Origin of the sequence: Micromonospora sp. WMMD812, assembly GCF_027497215.1 — a bacterium.
GTDB lineage: Bacteria > Actinomycetota > Actinomycetes > Mycobacteriales > Micromonosporaceae > Micromonospora.
In genome coordinates this window covers 6,800,445-6,820,366 of sequence record NZ_CP114904.1, presented here as the reverse complement: position 1 = coordinate 6,820,366, position 19,922 = coordinate 6,800,445, and the positions used below count along the sequence as shown (strand labels likewise).

18 protein-coding genes are annotated in these 19,922 nt (G+C 72.8%); 6 read left to right on the top strand and 12 right to left on the bottom strand.

The annotated features are described in order from the left end of the window. The first annotated feature begins 301 nt into the window (after positions 1-301). Positions 302-1,624 (top strand): GH1 family beta-glucosidase, encoded by a 1,323-nt coding sequence (locus tag O7603_RS31470; RefSeq protein WP_281573340.1) that lies wholly within the window; start codon positions 302-304, stop codon positions 1,622-1,624. A gap of 88 nt (positions 1,625-1,712) precedes the next feature. Here the strand turns inward: O7603_RS31470 and O7603_RS31465 are convergent, their stop codons facing one another. From O7603_RS31465 to O7603_RS31455, 3 genes are all read right to left on the bottom strand, one after another. Continuing rightward, complete coding sequence (locus O7603_RS31465) at positions 1,713-2,126, bottom strand: roadblock/LC7 domain-containing protein (RefSeq protein ID WP_348651098.1); 414 nt, start codon at positions 2,124-2,126, stop codon at positions 1,713-1,715. Positions 2,127-2,131: 5 nt separating this feature from the next. Further along, the gene (locus tag O7603_RS31460; RefSeq protein ID WP_281573338.1) at positions 2,132-4,624 is read right to left on the bottom strand and encodes a nitrate- and nitrite sensing domain-containing protein; all 2,493 of its coding nucleotides are present in this window, start codon (positions 4,622-4,624) and stop codon (positions 2,132-2,134) included. A 99-nt stretch (positions 4,625-4,723) separates the two neighbouring features. Beyond that, the gene (locus O7603_RS31455; RefSeq protein WP_281573337.1) at positions 4,724-6,136 is read right to left on the bottom strand and encodes an FGGY family carbohydrate kinase; all 1,413 of its coding nucleotides are present in this window, start codon (positions 6,134-6,136) and stop codon (positions 4,724-4,726) included. 253 nt (positions 6,137-6,389) lie between these two features. On the opposite strand from O7603_RS31455, the gene O7603_RS31450 reads away from it, so the two are divergent. Then, on the top strand, positions 6,390-8,336 hold the full coding sequence (locus O7603_RS31450) for a chorismate-binding protein (protein ID WP_281573336.1): 1,947 nt from the start codon (positions 6,390-6,392) through the stop codon (positions 8,334-8,336). Between the two features lie 81 nt (positions 8,337-8,417). Here O7603_RS31450 and wrbA read toward each other — a convergent pair whose 3' ends face one another. Further along, positions 8,418-9,035: an NAD(P)H:quinone oxidoreductase gene (gene wrbA, locus O7603_RS31445; RefSeq protein ID WP_281576891.1), complete on the bottom strand. Its 618-nt coding sequence runs from the start codon at positions 9,033-9,035 to the stop codon at positions 8,418-8,420. Between the two features lie 405 nt (positions 9,036-9,440). Beyond that, complete coding sequence (locus tag O7603_RS31440) at positions 9,441-9,824, bottom strand: hypothetical protein (protein ID WP_281573335.1); 384 nt, start codon at positions 9,822-9,824, stop codon at positions 9,441-9,443. Positions 9,825-9,995: 171 nt separating this feature from the next. Here O7603_RS31440 and O7603_RS31435 point away from each other — a divergent pair, with 171 nt between their 5' ends. Beyond that, positions 9,996-11,105 carry a winged helix DNA-binding domain-containing protein gene (locus O7603_RS31435; protein WP_281573334.1) on the top strand — a complete coding sequence of 370 codons (1,110 nt, stop codon included), beginning with the start codon at positions 9,996-9,998 and terminating at the stop codon, positions 11,103-11,105. Positions 11,106-11,163: 58 nt separating this feature from the next. Here O7603_RS31435 and O7603_RS31430 read toward each other — a convergent pair whose 3' ends face one another. The 6 genes from O7603_RS31430 to O7603_RS31405 all read right to left on the bottom strand — a co-directional run bounded on the left by O7603_RS31430 (position 11,164) and on the right by O7603_RS31405 (position 16,803). Beyond that, complete coding sequence (locus tag O7603_RS31430; RefSeq protein ID WP_281573333.1) at positions 11,164-11,739, bottom strand: hypothetical protein; 576 nt, start codon at positions 11,737-11,739, stop codon at positions 11,164-11,166. Between the two features lie 32 nt (positions 11,740-11,771). Beyond that, the gene (locus O7603_RS31425; protein WP_281573332.1) at positions 11,772-12,296 is read right to left on the bottom strand and encodes a hypothetical protein; all 525 of its coding nucleotides are present in this window, start codon (positions 12,294-12,296) and stop codon (positions 11,772-11,774) included. Between the two features lie 196 nt (positions 12,297-12,492). Beyond that, positions 12,493-13,701 carry a sn-glycerol-3-phosphate ABC transporter ATP-binding protein UgpC gene (gene ugpC / locus O7603_RS31420; RefSeq protein ID WP_281573331.1) on the bottom strand — a complete coding sequence of 403 codons (1,209 nt, stop codon included), beginning with the start codon at positions 13,699-13,701 and terminating at the stop codon, positions 12,493-12,495. A gap of 9 nt (positions 13,702-13,710) precedes the next feature. Further along, the gene (locus O7603_RS31415; protein ID WP_281573330.1) at positions 13,711-14,544 is read right to left on the bottom strand and encodes a carbohydrate ABC transporter permease; all 834 of its coding nucleotides are present in this window, start codon (positions 14,542-14,544) and stop codon (positions 13,711-13,713) included. A 1-nt stretch (position 14,545) separates the two neighbouring features. Further along, entirely contained in the window at positions 14,546-15,463 is a 918-nt protein-coding gene (locus tag O7603_RS31410) for a sugar ABC transporter permease (RefSeq protein WP_348651097.1), read from the bottom strand. A gap of 53 nt (positions 15,464-15,516) precedes the next feature. Beyond that, entirely contained in the window at positions 15,517-16,803 is a 1,287-nt protein-coding gene (locus tag O7603_RS31405) for an ABC transporter substrate-binding protein (protein ID WP_281573328.1), read from the bottom strand. A 226-nt stretch (positions 16,804-17,029) separates the two neighbouring features. Between O7603_RS31405 and O7603_RS31400 the strand changes: the two genes are divergently transcribed. From O7603_RS31400 to O7603_RS31390, 3 genes are all read left to right on the top strand, one after another. After that, positions 17,030-17,731 carry a VOC family protein gene (locus O7603_RS31400; RefSeq protein ID WP_281573327.1) on the top strand — a complete coding sequence of 234 codons (702 nt, stop codon included), beginning with the start codon at positions 17,030-17,032 and terminating at the stop codon, positions 17,729-17,731. A gap of 187 nt (positions 17,732-17,918) precedes the next feature. Next, the gene (locus O7603_RS31395) at positions 17,919-18,350 is read left to right on the top strand and encodes a hypothetical protein (RefSeq protein WP_281573326.1); all 432 of its coding nucleotides are present in this window, start codon (positions 17,919-17,921) and stop codon (positions 18,348-18,350) included. 47 nt (positions 18,351-18,397) lie between these two features. Then, on the top strand, positions 18,398-18,667 hold the full coding sequence (locus O7603_RS31390) for a hypothetical protein (RefSeq protein ID WP_281573325.1): 270 nt from the start codon (positions 18,398-18,400) through the stop codon (positions 18,665-18,667). Between the two features lie 456 nt (positions 18,668-19,123). Here O7603_RS31390 and O7603_RS31385 read toward each other — a convergent pair whose 3' ends face one another. After that, the gene (locus tag O7603_RS31385) at positions 19,124-19,834 is read right to left on the bottom strand and encodes an HAD family hydrolase (protein ID WP_281573324.1); all 711 of its coding nucleotides are present in this window, start codon (positions 19,832-19,834) and stop codon (positions 19,124-19,126) included. Positions 19,835-19,922: the final 88 nt, after the last annotated feature.

Sequence of the window (19,922 nt, the reverse complement as noted above, 5' to 3'; positions counted from 1 at the left end):
TTTTCCGGGCTTTTTTGCACCAGCCTCCTGACCGGACAGTGGGGTGGGCCGGCCGACCCGCTTAGCCGGTCGGAAGAGAGGCCGACGGGACAGGCGCGCGGCGCCGCCCGACCGGCCGCACGCGCTGTCCGCTCGCCGCGACCACGCACCGGACGACCACCCCGGGCAGCCCTGGGTCCCACCCGCGACCCCGACGGCCGGCGACGAGCCGCCGACCGGATGACCGGCCAGCGGGGCCTACCCCTATGCTGGGAGCGCTCCCGGCCACCGGGCGGTGGCGCCGTATCCACGAGGAGAACAGATGTCGATGCTCACCTTCCCGCCCGGCTTCGGATGGGGCGCCGCCACCTCGGCGTACCAGATCGAGGGGGCGGCCAAGGAGGACGGCCGGGGCGAGTCCGTGTGGGACGTCTTCAGCCGCACGCCGGGGCGCACCCGCAACGGGGACACCGGCGACGTGGCCGCCGACCACTACCACCGGTACCCCGAGGACCTCGACCTGATGCGCGACCTCGGGCTGCGCAGCTACCGGTTCTCCATCTCGTGGCCCCGCATCCAGCCCGACGGCACCGGCGCTCCCAACCAGCGTGGCCTGGACTTCTATCGCCGGCTCGTCGACGGCCTGCACGAGCGGGGCATCGCCCCGATGGCCACGCTGTTCCACTGGGACCTGCCCCAGGCACTCCAGGACACCGGCGGTTGGGAGGCGCGGGACACCGCGTACCGCTTCGCCGACTACGCCGACGCCGTCTTCCGCGCGCTCGGCGACCGGCTCCCCACCTGGCTGACGATCAACGAGCCGAAGACGGTCGTCCAGAACGGCTACCTGTCCGGGCACCACGCCCCGGGCCGGCAGGACCCGGACGCGGCCTACCTGGTCGCCCACCACCTCCAGCTCGCCCACGGGCTGGCGGTACGCGCGCTGCGGGCCACCGGCGGCAACGGCCGGATCGGGCCCGCGCTGAACCTGCACCCCTGCTACCCGGCCGACGACTCCCCCGAGGCGGCCACGGCGACCCGGCTCCACGACGGCTACGAGAACCGGCTCTACCTCGACCCCGTCTTCACCGGCCGCTACCCGCAGGACGTGCTGGCCGACCTCGGGCCGGGCAGCCGGATGGTGCGCGGCATCGCCGACGGTGACCTGGCGATCATCGCCGCCCCGGTCGACCTGCTCGCCGTGCAGTACTACACCCCGATCTACGTGACCGCCGAGGGCGGCACCGTAGGCCGCTGGCCGACCTCGGAGGCCGAGTGGCAGCAGATCCACCCCGACGGTATGTACGACATCCTCACCCGGGTCACCCGCGACTACGGGCCGGTCCCGCTCACGGTGACCGAGAACGGGCTGCCCACCCCGGACACCCTCGGCGCGGACGGCACGGTCGACGACGCCGGACGGATCAGCTTCCTCCGCGACCACCTGGCCGCCGCGCACCGGGCCCTGACCGAGGGCGTGCCGCTGGAGAGCTTCCACGTCTGGTCGCTGCTGGACAACTTCGAGTGGGCCGAGGGGTACGACCAGCGCTGGGGCCTGGTGTACGTGGACTACCCGGCCCAGCGGCGGATCCCCAAGCGCAGCGCGCACTGGTACCGCGCGGTGATCGCCGACAACGGCTTCTGACCCGCCGTCCGGTCGTGGGCCGCGCTCCCACCCGACGGCGCCCCGGGCCCCGGGTCGGACGACCCGGGGCCGGTGGCGGGCGACGCGGTCAGCGCGGCAGCGCCTGCTGCAACTCCGCGCGCAACGCCGGGGTGAGCATCTCCCCCGCCTGCTTGGCCAGCCGGGCCATCTCGTAACCCACCACGCCGATGTCGGCGTCCGCCGCGGCGAGGGTGGCCAGGATCGAGCCGTCGCGCACCTGCATGACCAGGAAGTAGCCCCGGCCCATCTCGACCACCGTCTGCTTGACCACGTCCCCGTCGAACATCTGCGCGGCGCCCGAGGTGATGCTCATCAGCCCGGAGGTCACCGCGGCCAGCTTGTCCGCGTTGTCCCGGGGCAGGTGGTCGGAGATCGCCACCAGCAGCCCGTCCGAGGAGACCACCACCGCGTGCGCCACCCCTGGCACCCGCTCGGCGAAGGCGCTGACCAACCAGCTCAGGTCCCGCGCCTCCTGACTCAACGTCGTCAATCTCGTCGTCCTCCTTCGATGTGCCCGCCGGACGGCGGCACGGGTATCTCGGTAGTGTCCTCGGCCTCGGCGCGCCGCACCCCGCCGTAGAGACGGGAGAGCATGCCGCCGACCGCCTCCGGGTCCGGCTCGTGCCGCGGCGGCACCGGCTCCGGCCGGGCCGACCGGGTCACCGCGGCGAGCTGGGCCATCGGCACCCGCACCGGAAGCCCCCGCGGGTTGGTGCCGCCGGTGACCGGTGTCGCCGGCGGTGTGGCCGGTCCGGGCTGCGCCGGGGCGGCGGGCCCGCGCCGGGACCACCAGCCGCTGGCCGTGGACCCGGCGCCGGCCGGGGCGAGGACGTCCTCGGCGCGTACCGGCGCCGGCCGGGTCTGACGGGGCACGGTCACCGGTGGCCGCCCGGGCGCCGGCAGCTCGACGGGGCTCGCCGCGGCGGGCGTCCCGACGGTCACCATCCGCGCCGGCGCCGCCTGCTCCGGCGGGCCGGGCGGGGCCGGCGCCAGCAGCTCCGCCGGCAGCCGGAGCACGGCGACCAGGCCGTCCGGCCCGCCGTCCAACCGCACCCGCACGCCGAGCCGCGCCGCCAGGTGACTGACCACGAACAGGCCCATCCGCTCGACCGCCGCGACGTCGGCCGCCGGCGGGGTGGCCAGGACCGCGTTGGCCGCGGTCAGCGCGGCGGGGCTCATGCCCAGACCCTGGTCGACGATCTCGATCACCGCGCCCGACGGCTCGGAGCGGGCGGTCACCGACACCGTCGTGTCCGGGCGGGAGAAGGAGGTCGCGTTCTCCAGCAGCTCGGCGAGCATGTGCACCAACTCACCCACGGCGTGCCCGACGACGTGCAGGTCGGCCACCGACACGTGCCGGACCCGCTGGTACTGCTCGATCTCCGCGGCGGCGGCCAGCAGCATCGTGGCGAGGCCGACCGGCCGCTGCCAGCGACGGGTCGACTCGCTGCCGGCCAGCACCAGAAGGCTCTCGTCGTTGCGGCGCATGCGCGCGGCCAGGTGGTCCAGCTTGAACAGGTTGTTCAGCTGGTCCGGGTTGTTCTCCTCGCGTTCGAGGTCGTCCAGCAGCTCGAGCTGCCGCTCCACGAGGACCTGGCTGCGCCGGGCCAGGTTCACGAACATGGCGTTGACGTTGCGCCGCATCATCGCCTGGTCGACGGCGACGCTGACCGCGCTGCGGTGCACGGCGACGAACGCCTCGGCCAGCTCGCCGAGCTCGTCGAGCGAGCGGACCACCGCCGGCGCGACGTCGATGTCCGGCACCCCGCCGGTGACGGTCCGCAGCCGGTCCAGGGCGTCCGGCAGCTCGACCTGCGCGATCCGCAGCGCCTGGCTGCGCAGCAGGCGCATCGACCGGGCGACCGACCGGCCGATGAGGACGGAGATGAGCACGGCGACGAGCAGCACCGCGAGGATCCCGCCGACCACCAGCAGGGTGGCGCGCAGCTGCCCCGCACTGGCCTCGTCGGCCTGCCGGACGGCGTCGTCGAGCACCCCCGCCTCGGCCCCCCGGAGCAGCTCCTGCCGCTCCTCGCTGGCCGCCCACCACTGCGGCGCAGGCAACACCGCCGGCGCCGCGTCACCGACCGGCAGGCTCTGCTCCTCGAGACGGGCGGCGCCGACGAACGCGGGGTCCACCGAGGTCTGGTCGTAGCGGCGGACCTGGTCGCTGGTGGCGGCGACCCGGAACGCGCCGAGCGCGGTGAGCTGCTGGGCACGCAGGTCGGACAGGACGACCTGGTCCTCCGGACCGTACCCGCCGCCCCGGGCGGCCGCGTAGAGCTCGGCGCGGATCCGGGAGGAGAGCTCCTTGACCCGGGCCAGCTGCACGTACCGCAGCACCGCGTCGCTGAGCGCCGGGTGGTCAGGCCCGGGCGTCGCCTCGGCGAGCAGGTTGAGCAGCGAGTCGACCGCCCGGTGGTAGTTGCTCAGGATGGTGTCGCTGCTCAGCACCGCGGGCGGCACCGTCGCCCGGATGTAGACGATCTGGTCGTACGCCTCGAGCACCTCGGAGTACGCGACCCGCCAGGACGCGTCCGCGTCGGCCAGCGGCTCGGCCGCCCGGCGCAGGTCCAGGATGGTCTGATCGGTGGCGTCCTGCAGCGGCTTCAACGCGGCGATCGCGGCGTCCCGGTCGGGGGCCCCGGCCGTCTTGCGCAGCTCGGCCAGCTCGCCGGCCGACCGGTCCCGTTCCTGCTGGATCCGGTGCACCGCCGCCGTAATCTGGCGACCGATGCCGACCTGTTCGGCGAAGTCGCTGAGCGCCGTGGTCTGCCCGACCAGCGCGCGGGTCTGCACCCCGGCCAGCACCAGGAACGCCACGGTGGGGATGACCAGCACGGTGGCGAGCTTCGTGCGCATCCGCCAGTCGCGCAGCCGGAACGGTGAGCGGCGTCGGTGGGGCACGACCCGGACGTCGAAGCGGCGGCGGCGATGGCTGGACACCGCGCCGTGCGCCGCGTCCGCACCTACGCCCACACCTGCCTCCTCCGTCCCCTCGCGTCCACCGCGCCTGGGGAGCGGAGTCCATCCAACCAGGCCCGGAAGCCGTGTCAACGGCCCGAGCGAGGCAGGCGTTCAGGAAGGATACTGCGGGCGGGAGCCTCCTGTCGTGGTCGGCGAGGCGACCTCATCCGTCCGGCCGATGTCGGCCAACTCGACGGCCTGTCCGAACCGGCCGAGTGCCACCAACGCCGCGCCGGTCGCGCCGATCTCCGGGTTCCGTTGATGTGACACCGCACGGGGGGCCAGCGCCGACGCGAACGCCTGACGCCACCAGACCGAAGCGGTCACCGCGCCGCCGCCCAGCACCACGGCGACCTGTCGGTCGATCGTGGACTCCAGGACCACGAGATCGTCCGCCACCATCTCGCACAGCCCCTGCATGAGCCCGGCCAGGATGTCCACCGCGGTGGTGCCGAAGCTCAGGCCGCGCAGCTCGCCGGTGCCGGCCGGGGCCAGGCCGGGCGCGCGGTCACCGCCGAACCGGGGATCGGCCGGCAGGCCACCGCCGGCCGGCACCAGCGCCAGCGCGGCGTCCAGCTCGGCGCCCGTCGGCAGCCGCAGCTCGCGGTTCGCCCAGGCGAACAGGTTGCCGCCGCAGGAGTACGCGGCGCCGGTCACCACATGGTCGTGGTCGACCCGGTAGCGCCACAGCCGCTCGGGCAGTCGGGGCAGCTCCTGACCGGCCGGCACCCGCTGCATGAGCCGCACCGCCGCCGAGGTGCCCACGGTCACCGCCGCCCGGCTCGGGTCGACGCACCCCGAGCCGACGTTCGACGCGCCGCCGTCGCCCACCGGCGCGGACCACCGCGCGCCGGCCAGCGCGGGCCAGCGCCGCGCGTGCTCCGGTCGCAGCCGGCCGTGCCAGTCGAGCGGGGCCAGCGCCGGCAGCTCGCCCGTGCCGGCCCCGGCCAGCGACAGCGCCTCGTCGTCCCAGTCGAGGGTGCGCAGGTCGAGCAGGCCGGTCCCGGAGGCCTGCGAGATGGACATCGGCGCGGCCTCGAGCAGCTGACCCAGGACGTACTCGACCAGACCGGCGAAGCGCGCGATCCGGCTGCCGGCGCGCTCGCGGACCCAGGGCAGCCGGATCGACCAGTACGAGCGGTGCCACCAGGTGCCGGTGCGCTGGTGGTAGTCGTCGGGATCGGTCGGGCCGCTGGCCGACGGCAGCGGCGCCGGGCGGGTGTCGAGCCAGGTCAGCACCGGCCCGAGCGGCTCGCCGGCGGCGTCCAGCGGGACCACCGAGTGCCACTGCCCGGAGACCGCGACCAGGGCGACGTCGCGCAGGTGCCCGGCGTCGGCCAGCTCGTCCAGGCACTCGGCCAGGCACGCGACGTAGGCCGGACCGTTCAGGGTGCCCGTGCCGTCGTCGCCGATGGCCAGGTCCACCTTCCGCCGGGCCAGGGCCCCCGGCAGCGGCTGGGTGTCCGCGTCCAGCACCAGTCCGCGTACCGAGGAGGTGCCCAGGTCCAGCGCGAGAATGTTCATCGCCGGTCAAGTTACCCGCTGCGCGCCTGGGGCAAGCGCTGGTCGGCTCGGGCGTACCCCGGATCGGCTTCCCCGCCGACCGCCCGCCGCGTAGGGTGGTCGCATGCTCGCGCATCCGACCTGCTGGTGGCCCGCCGACCCGGCGGCCACCCTCCGCGCGTAGCTTCCCACGCGGCCGCCTGTCGAGGCGGTCGCCGGATCTCCCGGCCCCGGGGCCGCCCCGCCGGCGGCTCCCGGCCTCCAGGAGAATCCGATGACCCACCTGCACGACCTGCTCGCCGCGGTGTCCGGCGGCGTCGACCCGGGCCCGTTCGCTCTGGTCCGACGCGCCGACGCGGACCAGCTGGAGCTGTTCACCGGCCCGGTGCGCACCGTCGACCGGCTGGGCGACATCCCGCTGCCGGACGACCGGCCCGGCCCCCGGACGCTGGCCCTGGTGCCGTACCGGCAGATCACCGAACGGGGCTTCGCCTGCGTCGACGACGGCGTGCCACTGGAGTGCCTGCTGGTGACGCGGCACGAGCGGATCGGTCTGGCCGAGGCGCTGGCCGCGCTGCCGGACCGGCCGGTACGCACGGCCGACGCGGCGTTCGACGTCACCGACGACGACTACGCGGCCACCGTGGGCCGGGTGCTGGCCGAGGAGATCGGCCGGGGCGAGGGCGCCAACTTCGTCATCCACCGCACGTTGACCGCCACGGTGCAGGATCCGCCGCTGGTGGCCGCGCTCGCCGCGCTGCGCCGGCTGCTGCTGCGCGAGCGCGGCGCGTACTGGACCTTCGTGGTCCACACAGGGGCGCGGGTGCTGGTCGGGGCCAGCCCGGAGCGGCACGTCAGCGTCGACGACGGCCTGATCATGATGAGCCCGATCAGCGGCACCTTCCGGCACGCCGGCGCGACGGCGGACCGCGCCGCGCTGCTGCGCTTCCTCGCCGACCCGAAGGAGGTCGAGGAGCTGTACATGGTGCTCGACGAGGAGCTGAAGATGATGGCCACGGTCGCCGAGCACGGCGGCCAGGTGGTCGGCCCGTACCTGAAGGAGATGTCCCACCTGGCGCACACCGAGTACCTGCTCGCCGGGCGGGGCTCGCGGGACGTCCGGGACGTGCTGCGGGAGACGATGTTCGCGCCCACCGTCACCGGCAGCCCGATGGAGAACGCCTGCCGGGTGATCGCCCGGCACGAGCGCACCGGGCGGCGCTACTACGCCGGGGTGCTCGCCCTGCTCGGGCACGACGACGCCGGCCGGCAGACCCTGGACGCGCCGATCCTGATCCGCACCGCGGAGATCTCCCCCACCGGCGCGCTCCGGGTGCCGGTGGGCGCCACGCTGGTGCGGCACTCGACCGCCGCCGGGGAGGTCGCGGAGACGCATGCCAAGGCCGCCGGGGTGCTGGCCGCGCTCGGGTTGGGCCCGGAGGCGCCCGGCGGCGGCCGAGGGCCGGCGGCCCGGCTGGCCGACGATCCGGACGTACGCGCCGCGCTCGCCGCTCGCAACGCGCCACTCGCCCGGTTCTGGCTGGACCAGCGGGCACCGGGCGCGGCCGTCCTGCCGCAGCTGGCCGGCCGCAGCGCGCTGATCGTGGACGGCGAGGACACCTTCACCGGCATGCTGGCCCACCAGCTGCGGGCGCTCGGCCTGGTTGTGACGCTGATGCCGTGGCACGCGCCCGGCCCCTGCGACGGGTACGACCTGGTCGTGGTCGGCCCCGGCCCGGGCGATCCGGGCAGCGCGACCGAGCCGAAGATGACGGCGCTGCGCGGACTGCTCACCGACCTGCTGGCGGGCGGCCGCCCGACCCTGGCGGTCTGCCTCGGGCACCAGTTGCTCGCCGGGCTGCTCGGCCTGCCGCCGCACCGCCGCAACGCGCCCTACCAGGGCCTGCAACGCGAGGTGACGCTCTTCGGCACGCCCCGCCGGGTGGGCTTCTACGCCACGTTCACCGCCCGCGCCGACACCGACCGGTTGGACACCGCGTACGGGCAGGTGGAGTTGGCCCGCGACGCGGCCGACGGCGCGGTGCACGCGTTACGCGGCCGTGGCTTCGCCGGGGTGCAGTTCCACCCGGAGTCGGTGCTCAGCCCGGACGGGATGGCCGTGCTGGCCGACCTGCTGACCCGGTTGCTTCCGCCCGACCGCGGCGACCCGGCGCCGTCGGGCGCGGCCGTTCCCCAGCCGTCGACGGCGGGGCGGGCATAGGTCGCCCGTACCGCGGGTAGAGCGGACACCACCGGTGGCCGGTCGGGCCGAGAGCCCCCGGCCGGTCACCGGGTCACCCGCTCAGCCGGCCAGACCCTTCTTCACGGCCTGACCGATCTGCACGGCCCGTCGGGCGGTCAGCGCGGTGGCGGTCAGCGCGATGTCGTCCGGCGCGACCTCCCCGTTGTTGCTGGTGTGCGACGCGCCGTACGGGTTACCGGCGATGAACTGGCTCGTGTCGGTGTAGCCGGGGGTGACCACGATCCCGCCCCAGTGGTAGAAGATGTTGAACATCGACAGCAGGGTCGCCTCCTGGCCGCCGTGCCGGGTGGCCGTCGAGCAGAACCCGGAATAGATCTTGTTCGCCAGGGCGCCCTGCGCCCACAGCGGCCCGCTGGTGTCGATGAACTGCTTGAGCTGGGCGGCCATCACCCCGTACCGGGTGGGCGTCCCGAAGATCACCACATCGGCCCAGGAGAGGTCGTCCAGCTGCGCCTCGGGCACGTCCTGCGTCTCCAGGTGGTGCGCCTGCCAGCCGGAATTGGAGCGGATCGCCTCGTCCGGCGCCAGCTCGCGCACCTTGCGCAGACGTACGTCCGCGCCCGCGTCACCGGCGGCCTCGCAGGCCGCCTGCGCCATCTGGTACGTGATGCCGGTGGCGCTGTAGTAGATCACCGCTACCTTGATCTGGGCCATCAGATGGGTCCCCTTCCCGACTCGAATCGGCTCCCGCGACTACCCGTTGCCCACGCCGGAAAACGCCCACGGCCCGCGTACGCGACCCCTCGCGGCCGAAGTCGGCCCCGGGCGAAAGTGCCCGTCGACCGCGCGTGCCGCACCGCCGGTTCGACTCGCGTGAAACTTTTCGCCGGATTGCTTGCCGCAACTCAAGATTTCCGCAAGTTCCGATGTCTGCCGTCCCGCTGAAGTCGGCGGACGAGGATCCTGGTCGCACCGGCACCGGCGGGAGACCGCCGCCCCGCGCCGGTGAACCTGAACGGGGGATCGCGCTCCGCCGGCAACGGGGCTGGCGCAGCGCGATCAGGGGCCGCCGGGGCCGTGGCGCCGGGCCGGTTCCGGCCCCGCGCCCCGCCCCACGCCGCCTCAGCTCACCCGCGACCGCAGATCGTCGACCTGCTGCTGGAGCCGGTCCACCGCCCCCTCGTTGTTGAGGAACGTGGTGACGCCGGCGATGAAGACCAGCCCGAGTATCAGCGCGATGATGCTGAGCGTGAGGCCGCCGATGGTCACTCCCCGACCGGTGACGCCCGGCCGGGCGGCCATCCGAAGCCCGAAGATGCCGACGATGATCCCGATGATGCCGAGGATGATCCCGGCCCACGCCAGGATCGCGGTCAGCACGCAGATCAGGGCGGACACGCCGAACACCAGTGCGAAGGTCGCGGCGGCGCTGGTCTTGGCCGGGGTGCGATCGGCCCGGGACCGGGCCTGCGCCCCGCCCCGCATCGGCTCGCTGGACGCAGTCATGACTCTCCCTCCCGCACGCGCGGCGCGCGCACTTGCCCCGTCGCATCCCCCCTGAACTGGCCCTTATGCCTGAGCAGCGGCGCGGATCAAACGCCGGCGGACGGGCGCGCGGGGGGCGGGGATGTCAGTGCGCTCGCCTAGGCTGGCGCCACGACTGGCGAAAGGCGGCCGATGCCCGTGCGGCTGACGGCGAGCGAAGCGCTCGCCCTGCGGATGACCAGCCTGCTGCTGCGCCCACACCCCGACGCCCGGCCGGGCACCGTGGCCGAGGTGGTCGAGTGGTTCGGTGCCATGCAGGCGCAGGACCTGGCGAGCGGGCTCTGGTCGCTCGGCGCCCGCCTGCCCACTCTCACCCAGGTCGACGTGCAGGCCGCGCTGGAACGGCGGGAGGCGCTGCGCACCTGGCCGATGCGGGGCACGATCCACCTCGTCCCGCCGCGTGACGCGCGCTGGATGCTGGAGCTCACCGGCGTACGCTCGCTGGCCGGCGCGGCGACCCGCCGGGCGGCGCTCGGTCTCGCGGCGACCGACGCGGACCGGGCGGTCGAGACGCTCGGCGGCGCGCTGGCCGGTGGCGGGCGGCTGACCCGTGCGGAGTGCCTGGCCCTGCTGGAGAAGGCCGGCATCGGCACCGGCGGCCAGCGCGGTTACCACCTGCTCTGGTATGCGAGCGTGCGCGGGGTGACCTGCCTCGCGCCGACCATCGGCACCGAGCAGACCTTCGCGCTGCTCGACGAGTGGGCGCCCGCGCCGCACCGGCCCGACCGCAACGAGGCGCTGGCCCTGCTCGCGCGCCGCTACGCGCGGTCCCACGGCCCGATCACCGCCCGCGAGTTCGCCGGCTGGACCGGGTTGACGCTCACCGACGCCCGCCGTGGCCTGGTCGCGGCCGGCGACGCCCTCGCCACCGTCCTGGTCGACGGGGCGGAGATGCTCGTCGACGCCGCCCTGCTCGACGCGCCCCGGGCCCCCGTCGACGACCTCCTGGTGCTGCCCGGCTTCGACGAATACCTGCTCGGCTACAAGGACCGCGCGTTGATGCTCGACGCGGCGCACAAGGCCGCGATCGTGCCGGGCGGCAACGGCGTCTTCCAGGCCACCGTCGTGCACGGCGGGCGGGTGGTGGGCGTGTGGAAACGGGCCGTCGGCAAGACCCGGGTGACGGTCACCGTGTCTCCGCTGGCGCCCCTCGACCAGCGGACCCGGGCGGGCGTCGAGCGTGCCCTGGACCGGTACGCCGACTTCCTGGGCCGCCCGTCGCGGGTCGACTGGAACGGCTGAGCGCCGAGCCGGGCCGACAGGGCCAGCGCCGACCGGACGGTGCCGGCAGCCGCTTTCCTCAGGTCAGGCGGGTCCGGGCCAGCACCGCGTCGATTCCGGCGTCGACGGATTCCTGCGGAGCCGGCACGCGCAACCGCTCACGCAGCCCGACCGGGGCGTTCAGCCGGGCGTCGGACAGGTAGCCGTACTCGTCGATGACCTCCCCGCCGCCGCACTCGGCCAGCGCGATCGTCGCGGCGATCGCCAGCACCTGCGACGCCGGTGTGCGTGCGGCGGCCACCGACGCGAACAGACCGGTCTCCGGATCCTCCGACCGTGGGTCGACCTGGCCGACACTCACCAGCGCCGCGGCCTTCCAGTCGAGGACCTCGACGAACGCGTCGGCGACGACCGTGAGGTACGCGCCGGGTGGCGGCGGTTCCACCCGTTCGGGGTCGATGCGCAGCCGGAGAACCGACTCCGGAACCGGGCCGCTGGTCCCGCCCCGGCGCCGAGCGGCGCTCGCCTCGCGCGCCTCGACCCGCCCGCGGGCGTCCGGCCGGCCGACCAACTCGGCCAACCGGACGCCCGTCAGGTCGAGCGCGTCACGCAGGAGGAAAGCCCGGTTCACCCTGCTGGTCCACTCGATCGCCACGGCCCCGACCCTAGCCACCTTGGGTGGACACGTCAGGACGTGAAGGGGAAACGCAGCTCGAGGATGGTGGCGTCGCCGCGCGACTGCCCGATGCCCACGGGCTGCCACTCGCCCGGGTCGACCTGCTCGACCTCGACGACCGTCGGATCGTCCGCGACCTCGACCTTCGCCGCGACCGTGTTGGTGCTGTCTCCGCGGACGAAGTAGACCATCGGGATCTCCATCGTCAGGTAGCCCGACGTCCCCTTCGGACGAAAGCAGAAGTTGCTGCCCGCCGGGAGGCTGAGGTCGTTGCTCTGGACCAGGATCAGATCCGCCGGGGGGTTGTTCGGATTGGCGCCGCAGTCGGCGAGCACGATGTGGCCGTCACCCTTGACGAGCGTGATGCCCTTGTCGGCCAGCACCTTCGCGGCACCCGGGTAGCTGTAGTCCTCCTCGATGCCGGGCGGCGTGTCCTCGGCGGCCGAGGGGAGTTGACCCACCACCGCCGCCGCCGCGCTGGCGAGCAGAAGCGCTCCGCCGCCGGCGACAGCAGCCCTCCACGAAGGAATCTTCACTGACGTTGCACCCCGTTCTACGTCGTCCTGACCCGGATCCGCCGCGGCTGGCAGCGACGGAGAGGCGGCGCCGCCACACGTGGCGTCACCGCATGCATCGGCGGTCATCGTGTCATAGACGTCCGTCGCTTGGGGGGCACCGAGACGGCGGGGCCGGCCGGGCACCCGCCCCGCCGGCCCCGTGTGCCGTGCGTCCTCAGTCGACCAGCGCCCCCGCGGCGCGGCCCTCGTGCAGCGTCAGGTTGCGGCCGTTCGACGGGTCGAACAGGTGGATCTTCTCCAGGTTGAACCAGACTCGCCGGCTCTGCCCCTCGGCCACGGGCGACTCCGCCGACAGCCGGGTGACCAGGCTGGCCCCGGCTCCGGTGAAGTCGGCCGCGCCCGCGTCGGCGGCCAACTCCTCCAGCTCGGCGGCGCTGGCCCGCTCGCCCTCGACGGTGAAGTAGACGTACTTGTCCGAGCCCATCGACTCGACGATCTCGACCGGGGCCTCGAACTCCATGCCCCGCCGGCGGGTCTCCTCGTCGACCAGCTCGGCGTCCTCGAAGTGCTCGGGCCGGACGCCGAGGATCAGTTCCCGGGGCGCGTCCGCGCCCTCCAGCTGCCGCCGGAGCCGGTCGCCGACCGGCACGTCACCGAGAGCCGTCCGCAGCCTGCCCTCCTCCACGGCGGCGTGCAGGAAGTTCATCGACGGCGAGCCGATGAAACCGGCCACGAACAGGTTGCGCGGGTGGTCGTACAGCTCCTGCGGCGGGCCGACCTGCTGCACCGCCCCGCCGCGCATGATGACCACCCGGTCGCCGAGAGTCATCGCCTCGGTCTGGTCGTGGGTGACGTAGACGGTGGTGGTGCTGAGCTGCTTCTGCAGGCGGGACACCACCGTACGCATCTGCACCCGCAGCTTGGCGTCCAGATTGGACAGCGGCTCGTCCATCAGGAAGGCCTTGGGCTGCCGGACGATCGCCCGGCCCATCGCGACCCGCTGCCGCTGGCCACCGGAGAGGTTGGCCGGCCTGCGGTCCAGCAGCGGGGTCAGCTCCAGGACCTTCGCCGCCTCCGCCACCTTGTCGTTGATCGTCTCCTTGTCCAGCTTCGCCAGCCGCAGCGGGAAGGCCATGTTCTCCCGGACGGTCATGTTCGGGTAGAGGGCGTAGGACTGGAAGACCATGGCGATGTCCCGCTCCCGCGGCGCCCGGTCGTTGACCCGCTCGCCACCGATCCGCAGCTCGCCGGAGCTGATGTCCTCCAACCCGGCGATCATGTTGAGTGTGGTGGACTTCCCGCAGCCGGAGGGTCCGACCAGGATCACGAACTCGCCGTCGGCGATCTCCAGGTCGACGTCCTGCACCGCCACGGTCCCGTCCGGGAACCTCTTGCTCACTTTGTCGAGCACGATGTCAGCCACGACTACCACCTATCCCTTGACTGCGCCGGAGGTCAGGCCGGAGACGATGCGGCGCTGGAAGAAGAGCACGAACAGGATGATCGGAACGGTGATCACCACGGCCGCGGCGCAGATAGCCCCGGTGGGGTCCTCGAACTGCGACGCTCCGGTGAAGAACGACAGCGCCGCCGGCACCGTGCGCGAACGCTCGGTGGAGGTCAGCGAGATGGCGAACAGGAAGTCGTTCCAACAGAAGATGAAGACCAGGATCGCCGTGGTGAACAGCCCGGGCGCGGCCAGTGGCGCGATCACCCGCCGGAACGCCTGGCCCTGGGTGGCGCCGTCCATCTTCGCCGCCTTCTCCAGGTCCCACGGGATCTGCTTGAAGAACGCCGACAGCGTGTAGATAGCCAGCGGCAGGGCGAAGGTGATGTACGGCAGGATCAACCCCGGCCAGGTGTCGAAGAGGCCGAGCTGCCGTTCGATCTCGAACAGCGGGGACACCAGCGACACCTGAGGGAACATCGCGATCAGCAGCGAGACGCCGACCAGCAGCTTCTTGCCGGGGAAGTCCAACCGGGAGATCGCGTACGCGGCCATCGCGCCGAGCACCACCGCGACCAGGGTGGCGATCAGCGCGATGCCGATCGAGTTGATCAGGGCTCGGACGAACTGGTCGGTGTCGAAGATCGTCCGGTAGTTGTCCAGCGTCCACTCCCGGGGGATGAACTTCCCGTCGGTGAGCGTGGCCGGGGTCTTGAACGACAGCGACGCGATCCAGAGCACCGGGATCAGCGCGAAGACGACGACGATGACGTCCAGCAGTCCCCACCGCAGTCTGGCTCGCGTGGTTTCGGTAGCCATCTCAACGCCTCTCGTCGTCCGAGCTGCCCGGGGCAGCGGTGCCGAAGAGCTTCACGAAGACGAACGCGATGATCGCCACGGTGATGAAGATCAAGACCGACATCGTCGACCCGATGCCGAGGTTCAGACCCCGGATCAGGTTGTTGTAGGCGAGCATCGACACCGACGACGTCTCGTTGCCGCCCGCGGTCAGCACGAAGATGTTGTCGAAGACCCGGAACGCGTCCAGCGTGCGGAACAGCAGCGCGACCAGGATCGCCGGCTTCATCACCGGCAGCATCACCTTGGTGAACCGCTGCCAGGCGGTCGCCCCGTCGGTCGAGGCCGCCTTCAGCAGGTCCTCCGGCACCAGCGCCAGCCCGGCCATCAGCAGCAGCGCCATGAACGGGGTGGTCTTCCAGATCTCGGCCAGCATGATGATCGCCAGCGAGCTGGCCCGCTCGGTGAGCGGCGCGCCGTCGCTGAACAGGTCGGCCAGGTACCCGGTGCCGGGCGTCCAGGCGTACCGCCAGGAGAACGCGGCGACCACCGTGACGATCCCGTACGGGATCAGGGCCGCGGTCCGGACGATGCCCCGGCCGACCAGCGTCCGGTGCATGATCAGCGCCAACCCCATGCCGAGGACTAGCTCGATCGCGACGGTGACCACGGTGATCAGCGCCGTCACCCCGAACGCGGTCCACCAGAACTCGTTGCTCAGCACGGTGACGTAGTTCTCCAGCCCGATGAACTCGCGCTGGTCAGGGAAGCGCAGGTCGAAGCGCTGCAGCGACAACCAGACCGAGTAGATGATCGGGTACGCCGTCACCGCGAGCATGACCAGCGCGGCGGGCGCGCAGAGCAGCCAGCCGAGCCGCCGCTCGGCCTTCTTGTTCTCGCTCAGCGGCGGGCGGCCCCGGCGGGACCGCTGGGCGGGCACCGTGGCGTGCCGGCCGGTGCGGGTGGCGGTCTCGTCGGCGCTCGCCTGCGCACTCACGGCAGCACCCCCTTCGACTCGAGCGCGTCGGCGATGGCCGCGCGCAGTTCGTCCGCGGTCTGCTGCGGGCGGATCGCCGACGGCGGGGAGAGCACCGCCGACATCACGGTGGAGATGCTCTGGTACGCCGGCGTCAGCGGACGCACCGCCGGCTCCTTCAGCTCCTCGAGGATCGTCTCCTTCATCGGGTACGCCTCGGTCATCTCCGGGTCGTCGTAGACCTTCTCGATCGTCGGCGGCACGCCGTCATTGATCGCGGAGAACTTCTGGTTCTGCTCGTTACGGAGGCACTTGGCGACCTCGAACGACAGCTCCGGGTGCTTCGAGTAGGCGCTGACCGCCATGTTGACCCCGCCGATGGTGACCTTGCTCGGCGTGTTCTCGTCGATGCCGGGGATCCGGGCCCAGGCGACCTGCTCGGCCAGCTCCGGGTTGGCCTCCTGCATCGCCGGGTAGACGAACGGCCAGTTCACCTGGAACGCGCCGGCGCCGGACTGGAACTCCAGCCGGACCGGGTCCTCGGTGGCGTTGGTGAACGACGGTGAGGTCACGCCGGACGCGGCGAACTTCTGCAACTGCTCCAGCGCCCGCACGGTGCCCTGGTCCATCACCGCCTTGCGGCCGTCCTCGCTGAGGATCCGGCCGCCCGCGCTCTCCGCGAGGGTGTTGTAGAGGACCACCAGTCCCTCGTACTGCGCGCCCATGGTGAGCACCTGGTAAGGCTTGCCCTGCTGCTTCAGGTCCTGCGCGACCGAGATCATCTGATCCCAGGTCTTCGGCGGCTCCGGCACCAGGTCCTTGCGGTACCAGAGCAACTGGACGTTGGTGTTCTTCGGCGCCGCGTAGAGCTTGTCCTGGTAACGCGCGGTCTCCAGCGGGCCGGCGAGGGTGCCCTGCTCCACCTCGGCCCGGTCCGGTCCGGTCCACTCCCGGATCCAGTTCGCGCTGGCGAACTCCTGCGTCCAGGTCACGTCGAGGCCGAGCACGTCCATGCCGCTGTCCTCGGCGGCGAGCCGGCGGACCATCTGCACCCGCTGGTCGTCGGCCTGCCGCGGCAGCACCCGGTAGACGATCTCGTAGCGACCGCCGGCCTGCGCGTTGCAGGTGTCCACGACCTTCTGAAGGTTCTGCTCCGGCGGGTAGTACAGGTTGATCGTGGGTGTGCCGCCGTCCCCACCGGAACCGCAGCCCGCCAAGGGCGCCGCCAGCGCCACCGCGGCGGCCGCCGCCACCACGCGCGCCCGTGGTCGGCGTCGACGTCCGGCCTCGTCAGGGTCGCTCATCACCCCTCCCCTCTGATCGGCCAACAGCCGGGGAGGGTCACCGTGCCCCGGCGCACGGCGAGACGGTCGGGACGGTGACCAGCCACTGACCGATCCCGGACGTTTCGTGGCCCCAACACTGCCCGACCTGCCAACTCGCGAAACATGGCGGCGCCGCGACGCGGACCACCGCGCGCCGCTGTGGCCGGGGTCACCCCGCCGTGCCGGCGCCGCGCAGAATGGGCAGATGCGCGCACGCTTCAAGGACCTCTGTCTGGACGCCGCAGACCCCCAGGTGTCTGGGACCTTCTGGGCCCGGGTGCTCGGCGGCGATTTGGTGGACCTCGGTGACGGCGACACCCGGGTCGACGATCCGGGCGGCCCCGGCCCCGCGTCGATCTGGGTCAACCGGGTGCCCGAGCCGCGCACCGTCAAGACCCGCGTCCACCTGGAGCTGCGCATGGCCGGCGCCGATCCCGCGGAGCTGGTCGCCGCGGGCGCCCGCGTCGTCCGAGCGCCGGACCGGGAGATCGAGTGGTGGGTGTTGGCCGACCCGGACGGCAACGAGTTCTGCGTCTTCGCCGCCGGCCCGGACACCTCACCCGGGCCGATGGAACTGGTCGTCGACGCCGCGCAGCCGGAGCGGTTGGCTCGCTGGTGGGCCGGCGTGCTCGGCGGAGACGTGGAGATCACCGGCTGGGACGCCGCGTCGCTGATCGGCGCCGCCGGCTTCCCGTTCGACGAGTGGATCTTCAATCCGGTGCCCGAGGGCAAGACCGTCAAGAACCGGATGCACTGGGACGTCGACCTCGACGAGCCGGAGCCGTCCGCGCTGGTCCGGGCCGGCGCGACGCTGCTGCGCGAGCCGGACGACGCGGTGCGCTGGTGGGTGCTGGCCGACCCCGAGGGCAACGAGTTCTGCGTCTTCACGCCCGGTCCCACCCAGTGAGCGGCGAGGCTACCCAGGGTGCGCACGGTGCATTAGCTTTTTCCTAGCTCCGCTGCCAGCGCGTACGCCGCCGACGTCGATACGCCTCCGGCCGACCCCGACCTGGTCCGATCGGTTGGTTCTCACCGGAACTCCCTCCGCCACCCGACCGGTTGGGCAGGATCGTCCGCAACGAGGAGGTGCCGTCGTGCAGGACACCCGCGCTCTCGCCCTGACGTTCGAGGTGAGCGGCCTGCCACCGGTCAAGACCGAGGCGCTGTCCATCTTCGCCGCCGGCCATCGGCAGGCGACGAGGGTGCGCGCCCTGCTCGAGGCGGCCTGCGCGGCGGCACAGCGCACCGGCTGGACGCCGCTGTCCGGGCCCGTCGAGGTGGACGTGGTCCTCCGCTGCCCGCCGGGGCACCGCACCTCCGACGCGAGCACCCTGCTCGGCGGGGTGTGCGCGGTGCTCCAGGACAAGAAGCGGGTGACGAACATCGGCCTGGCCCACCTCGGGGTCCTCGTGGACGTCGCCCTCTACGACGACGACCGGCAGATCCGCCGGCTGTCGTACGTCGAGGAGCCGGCCGAGGACTTCTCGTACCAGGTGCGGGTGGCCGCCGTACCGAAGGTGGTTTGACCGACGACCGCGGTGGGGTACCGCGGACGCCGACGAAGGGAGCGCCGATGTCCGAGCCACATGTCACGCTCGACCCGCGCGGGCTCGATGCGGTGCAGCAGAAGCTGCGTGGCCCGCTGGAGGATCAGCTGACCTCGGCGCTGCAGGCGGCCACCGACCGGGTCCGCGCCGGCTACGCGGGCGAGCCGGTCGAGCAGGTCTGCCAGCGGTTGCTCGACGAGACCCGGGCGGGGCTGCATCCCGACATCGCGGCCGGCTTCAACCCTGACATGGACGAGTTCTGCCGGGTCGCCGTCGCGATCGTCCGCGGTAGGTGACCTGAGACGCCCGTCGTTACCGATGGGCGACCGCGCGGTGCGCGGTGGCCGGACCTGGACCGCGGACACCCTCGGCTGACAGGGGAAAATGGGTCAGGACCGGGTCCGCAACTCCCCGGTCCTGACCCCAGCCGTCCGGCGTGGTAGCGGACATCGCCTTGTCGAACGCGCGGGCGGGGCACGCCGCCCACGCCGGGCTCGACACGACGAGCCGGCCCGCCCGCACTCAGCTCCACGGTGCCCACGACCGGACGTCGGCGCGCCCCCGTCCCACCCCGAAAGGGGCGCGGGCGCCGGCTCAATCTAGGTGCGTCCGCGCAGGCCGGACAAGCAGCGCCGGAGCCGGAGGACGGTGATTGATCTCAAGGTCGAAAAGCGGCATGTCGGCGTAACGACACCGATGTCACCAGCGCTGTTCGTGGTCGAGGTGGTGGCGCTGCCGCAGGGTGGGCCGGGTCAGAAGTGCCGGAGCAGGTCGGGGAAGGCGGCCAGGCGCAGCACGCCCCGATCGGTCGGGTCCAGCTCCTCGTCCTCCAGCACCCAGGTGTTCTCGTTCGGGATGAAGACGGCGTTCAGGCCGGCCGCCCGCGCCGGGAGGATGTCGGAGCGCGGGGAGTTGCCGACCATCCAGGCGCCGGCCGGGTCGATGCCGTGTTCACGGACCAGCCACCGGTAGGTTTCCGCGTCCTTCTCCCGGACGATGTGCGCGGCCCGGAAGTGGTGCAGCAGCCCGGACGTGTCCAGCTTGCGCTGCTGTTCCTCGTGCTCGCCCTTGGTCAGCAGCAGCAGCTCGTGCCGGCCGGCCAGCTCGTCCAGCGCCTCGGCCACCCCCGGCATCAGCTCGATCCGGTGCTCGACCAGCGCCACGGCCAGCCGGTCGATCTCATGCCGCTCGGTGTCGGTCGCCGGCCGCTCGCGCAGCCGTTCCAGGCACTCTCCCAGGCTGCGCAGGAACACCTTGCTGCCGTAGCCGTGCGCCACCGCGTTGGCCCGCTCGATGTCGTCGAGGATCGCGCGGATCTCGCCCCGGTCGAGGGTCGGGTGGTCGAGCCACGCCAGGAAGTCGTCGATCACCCGCTCGAACACGACGTTGTTCTCCCAGAGCGTGTCGTCCGCGTCGAAGACCAGCACCTGTCCGCGGCGGCGGCCCTCCCCGTCGAGCGTCATCCCGTCCCGTCCCTTCACCCGACTGGCTGTCCCGGGCCGGCACTCTATGGCACGCCGGCCGGCCGGCCCACCGACTTTGGCCGCACAC

Coding starts and splice junctions, on each gene's coding strand:
- O7603_RS31470 (WP_281573340.1), top strand. CDS start 302: ATGTCGATGCTCACCTTCCCGCCCGGCTTCGGATGGGGCGCCGCCACC.
- O7603_RS31455 (WP_281573337.1), bottom strand. CDS start 6,136: ATGAACATTCTCGCGCTGGACCTGGGCACCTCCTCGGTACGCGGACTG.
- O7603_RS31450 (WP_281573336.1), top strand. CDS start 6,390: ATGACCCACCTGCACGACCTGCTCGCCGCGGTGTCCGGCGGCGTCGAC.
- O7603_RS31440 (WP_281573335.1), bottom strand. CDS start 9,824: ATGACTGCGTCCAGCGAGCCGATGCGGGGCGGGGCGCAGGCCCGGTCC.
- O7603_RS31435 (WP_281573334.1), top strand. CDS start 9,996: ATGCCCGTGCGGCTGACGGCGAGCGAAGCGCTCGCCCTGCGGATGACC.
- O7603_RS31415 (WP_281573330.1), bottom strand. CDS start 14,544: ATGGCTACCGAAACCACGCGAGCCAGACTGCGGTGGGGACTGCTGGAC.
- O7603_RS31405 (WP_281573328.1), bottom strand. CDS start 16,803: ATGAGCGACCCTGACGAGGCCGGACGTCGACGCCGACCACGGGCGCGC.
- O7603_RS31400 (WP_281573327.1), top strand. CDS start 17,030: ATGCGCGCACGCTTCAAGGACCTCTGTCTGGACGCCGCAGACCCCCAG.
- O7603_RS31390 (WP_281573325.1), top strand. CDS start 18,398: ATGTCCGAGCCACATGTCACGCTCGACCCGCGCGGGCTCGATGCGGTG.
- O7603_RS31385 (WP_281573324.1), bottom strand. CDS start 19,834: ATGACGCTCGACGGGGAGGGCCGCCGCCGCGGACAGGTGCTGGTCTTC.